Below are 4,164 nucleotides of genomic sequence, written 5' to 3'. Positions count from 1 at the left end.
TACTATACCTATACGCAGTTCGCCGGCCTTCAGGGCTACGTCTCGGACGAGACCTGGTACGCCCCGGCCGCCTACAACATACTCACGCAGGTCCTCGGCTACAACGAGACCCTGTCCTACCCATACCCCAACGCGAGCGGCATCTCGACGTACCTGAACCTAGAGCATCCGCCCCTCGTCAAGTACATCCTGGCCTTGTCCATAGCGGCGCTGGGCTACAGCCCCTTCGCCTGGCGGCTGCCCGGCTGGATAGTCGGAGGAGCCGCCGTCGTCCTCGCGTATCTGGCGGGATACGAGCTCTTGAGGGACAGGGGCGAGGCCGCCGCGGTCCTCGCGGGAGCTATATCCGCCGCCGCGTTGATCTTCGACCCCAACTTCTGGGCTCTGCACGGCATAGCTATGCTGGACGCCTACGCGGGCTTCTTCGCCCTGCTCTCCCTGTACCTGTTGGCGTCGGGGCGGAGGCTCGCCTCGTCCGTGGCGTTGGGCCTAGCCTTCGCCGCCAAGGAGACCACGTTCCCCCTCCTCCTACCCTATCTGTACTACATAGGCGATCTCGAGGGGAGGCCCCTCAGGAGGCTGACCTACGCCGTGTTCATACCGGCCGCCGTCTACCTCGCCCTGTCCGCCCCGCTCATGGCCCACCTAGGCGGCCCCGCCGCCTGGCTGAAGGACAGCTTTATCCACATGGCGAGCTGGGACGTGACGTCGGGCCACATAGCGGGCAACGCCGAAAGCCAGATATCCACCCCCTGGGGCTGGTTCCTCAACATAAACCCGTTCTACCTGGGCAACGGCCTATACGCAAGGGTCAACGTCGCCGTCATGATTCTGTGGGCGGCGCTGACGCCCGTGGCGTTTCTGTTGAGGGACAGAAAGCTGGAAATGGCCGCGCTGTTCCCCTGGTCGATCTGGGCGGCGCTTGCCGCGGTCTACGCCATGGGCAACACGACGCTGTTCAGCTTCTACGTGGCCGACTTCAGCCCCATGGTGGACGTATTCGTGGGGTCCGCGACGGTCGCGGCCCTCGTCGCCTGGGACGAGCGCAGCCGGAGGGCCCGCCGAAAGGCCAGTCGGGGCAGGGATGCGACGAAAAGCGGATAGCGTTCAGCCCAGAGGCCTTATGTATTTATGTTCGCCGCTTATCGCCTCCAGGCTGGCCAACTTGGGCTCGGGGAGCATAAGCGCCGTGAAAGGTATGCCCAATACGCTGACCAACGCCAGCAGCTGCAGGAGGTGGGATACCCCTATGGCCGATAGGAGCGTCGGGAAGAACAGGGTGGATATGGCCGCGCCGAGCTTGCCGGCGGCGGCCGATATGCCGTGGCCGGTCGTCCTGTAGCGGGTGGGGTAGACCTCGGCGGGCACCACGAAGGTCGTGGTGTTGGGGCCGAAGTTTATGAAGAAGTAGCTGAGCGAGTATACCGACAGGGCTGCGGCGGCCGGGGATCAGGAGCTCCACGGACTTGCCGGCCTGCAGGACCACCGCCGAGACGGCTAGATATATGACGGCCATGGCGGCGAACCCCAAGTTCTGGATGGGCTTTCTGCCGAGCCTATCGAGGAGAAACGCGGCGACGAAATATCCGGGGAAGCCCACCATGAACGGAAGCCCTTGGTAGAGGATTTGCTGGAATATCGACTTGGCCTGGCCCATTATGGACGACACGACCGCGCCGGAGTAGACGCCTGTTCCGTAGAGGGCTATGTCCATGAGGAACCAAGGCACCGTGGTGCCTATGAGTATCTTCCAGTTGTTCGAGAGGAAGTCGTGCAGGCTGAGGCCCTCCACCTTGGCCGGAGCGGTTATGTCGGCGCCGAAGAGGCCGGCCGCCCTTTTCGCCTCCTCGACGTCGCCCTTGACCAGAAGGGCGAAGCGGGGGGTCTCCGGCATCTTCCTCCTGAAATATATAACGGAGGCCGCAGGTATGGCGCCGACGCCGAGCATGACCCTCCAAGCCACGTCGGGCGGCAGCCACGCGACGCTGGCCAGCGCGACGCCGACGGAGGCCAATATGCCCAGCCCCTGGTTCGCGAAGACCAGCGCCACGAGCTTCCCCCTATCCCTGACGTTGGAGTACTCCGACATTATGGTGGCCGATATGGGGTAGTCGCCGCCGATGCCGAAGCCCAGGAAGGTCCTAATTGAAGAAAAAATAATATTTATATATTTAATAGAAATATATTTTATTTATTACGAATCATGAAAATTATAGAAATAAGAAAGAATTTAAAAACGTTAATAGCGTTAAGAGGGAAATATATTTATAGAGGAGCTCGGAATGCGTTGTGTCGGTCGTGCAGGGACTCAAGGAATACATGCTGAGGCAGGCCAAGCTCGACAGGGTCATCAAGTGGGGCATCAAGTGGTCCATGTGGCCGGTCCACCTGGTGACGAGCTGTTGCGGCGTGGAGGTCGCCCACACATCCGCGCCTGTCTTTGACGCCGAAAGGTGGGGCGTGTTGCCCTTCAACACCATGCGGCAGACCAACGTCGTACTCGTCGAGGGGACCATAACCAGGAAGATGGCCAAGGTCCTCAAGTGGGTCTACGAGCAGATGCCCGAGCCCAAGTTCGTCATAGCCATGGGGGCCTGCGCCGTGAGGGGAGGCCTCTTCTGGAACTCCTACCACGTGGTGCAGGTGGATACCGTGGTTCCCGTCGATGCCTACATACCTGGATGCCCGCCGACGCCCGAGGCCGTCATCAGGGCGTTCTTCATGGTGGGCAACAAGATATTGGGCAAGCCGGGCCCCGAGGTCAAGCCCGTCAAGGTCGACTTGACGCCCTATCTGCCGCAGCCCAAGCCGGCCGCCAAGCCCGCCGCGAAGCCCGCCGCTCCGGCTAAGCCGGCCGCCGCTCCAGTGGCGCCCCAGACGGCGTAGCCATGTCGGCGAAGCTGCCGCCCAAGTGCCCTCCCGCCGCCGACCATCCGCTTCTGCCGAAGATCAAGGAGGCGCTCGGCGATCTTGTGCTTTCCCACGGCGTCTCCCCGGACGGCCTCCTCTGCGTGATGGTCCCCGCCGGAAGCATAAGGGAGGTCGCCCAGAGGCTCAAGGCCCTAGGCTTCGACCAAGCCCTCTCGGTGAGCGCCATGGACTACATGGAGGAGAAGAAGTTCGTGATGCTCTACACGTTCGCGTCCTACTTGACGCCGGAGTTGAAGGGCATTCTCCTAAACGTGAGGGCCGAGATACCGCGCGACGATCCCCGCGTAGCCTCTATCGCCGACATATTCCCGTCGGCCGACTACGACGAGAGGGAATGCCACGAGATGTTCGGCATATGGTTCGACGGAAATCCCCACATGGGCAAACGCTTCCTGCTGGATCCAGACTGCTGCATAGACGAGAAGACGGGGAAGCCCCTCTACCCGTTGAGGAAGGACTTCAAGGTGCCCGATTGGGGCCTCTTCGGCTAGTCGCCCCTCAACTGCGCACAGGGGCTTATGGTCTTAAGCCCGCGATGGAAAGGGCTCGATGGGAGCGGCGGAGGGCTACGGTCTGGACTCCAGCGGCGGGAGGAACGGGATCGGCCTCAACGCCTCGTCGACGTCGACATCCCACCACGCCGATACGTCTCTGGCCAACTTCTCAGCCACGTAGCCCGGAGCCTCTACGTGGCCGGCCTTCCCGCGGCCTATAAATGACAGGCGGGAGTACAGGGGGAATTTCTCCAGCAGAAGGCGCTGTACCTCTGCTCTGGACGCCACGCGACGGCGACGGCCGAGACAAACAGCCACCACCTCTTCGTCGTCTACCACGAAGATCTTGACGTACCCGCACGTCCATTCAAAGAGCGCAACGATGGCCGTAGCGGCCAGAGCGGCCGCGAGCGCGGCGTATATGGGCCTGGGTTCGCTGGACAGGAACGAGAACAACGATATCAATACGCCGAGAGAGGCGGCTACTGCGTAGTAGTCCAAGAACCTATACCTCTTCTCCACATTGGCGTCGTTCTCGCCGTTTAATATCGTTTCTGCTTAATGTGCAAAGATTGCATCCAAGGACTTATTTATTAGATTGCAGGTTGAGGAAAGCGATGTATAGGTGCCATATGTGCGGGAGGTCCGACACGGCGTTGCTGGAGGGCTACATCAAGGGCGTGGGGTCGGTACTGCTGTGTCCCGACTGCTGGAGGAAGCTCGCCGAGGAGAATAGGCT

At 61.4% G+C, this 4,164-nt stretch carries 5 protein-coding genes and 1 pseudogene; 3 read left to right on the top strand and 3 right to left on the bottom strand.

What is annotated here, in order from left to right; genetic code table 11:
* On the top strand, positions 1–1,104 hold a 1,104-nt coding region (locus B7L68_RS02845; protein WP_081246177.1), incomplete at its 5' end, for a glycosyltransferase family 39 protein.
* A gap of 3 nt (positions 1,105–1,107) precedes the next feature.
* Here the strand turns inward: B7L68_RS02845 and B7L68_RS09020 are convergent.
* Positions 1,108–1,371, bottom strand: coding sequence for an MFS transporter (locus B7L68_RS09020; protein ID WP_255408296.1), 264 nt, complete (start codon positions 1,369–1,371; stop codon positions 1,108–1,110).
* Positions 1,372–1,528: 157 nt separating this feature from the next.
* Positions 1,529–2,104, bottom strand: a pseudogene (locus B7L68_RS09015) (MFS transporter); the annotation flags it as partial.
* 215 nt (positions 2,105–2,319) lie between these two features.
* Between B7L68_RS09015 and B7L68_RS02835 the strand changes: the two are divergent.
* Together B7L68_RS02835 and B7L68_RS02830 are read left to right on the top strand one after the other, a co-directional pair.
* Positions 2,320–2,886, top strand: a complete 567-nt coding sequence (locus B7L68_RS02835; protein ID WP_193432462.1) for an NADH-quinone oxidoreductase subunit NuoB — start codon at positions 2,320–2,322, stop codon at positions 2,884–2,886.
* A gap of 2 nt (positions 2,887–2,888) precedes the next feature.
* Positions 2,889–3,422, top strand: a complete 534-nt coding sequence (locus B7L68_RS02830; protein WP_081246175.1) for an NADH-quinone oxidoreductase subunit C — start codon at positions 2,889–2,891, stop codon at positions 3,420–3,422.
* Between the two features lie 75 nt (positions 3,423–3,497).
* Here B7L68_RS02830 and B7L68_RS02825 read toward each other — a convergent pair whose 3' ends face one another.
* Entirely contained in the window at positions 3,498–3,947 is a 450-nt protein-coding gene (locus B7L68_RS02825) for a hypothetical protein (protein WP_081246174.1), read from the bottom strand.
* Between the last annotated feature and the right edge of the window lie 217 nt (positions 3,948–4,164).

Source organism: Thermoproteus sp. CP80, assembly GCF_002077075.2.
Classification (GTDB): Archaea; Thermoproteota; Thermoprotei; order Thermoproteales; family Thermoproteaceae; genus Thermoproteus.
Note: the sequence above shows the minus strand (reverse complement) of the source record. Positions and strands in the feature narration are given on the sequence as shown.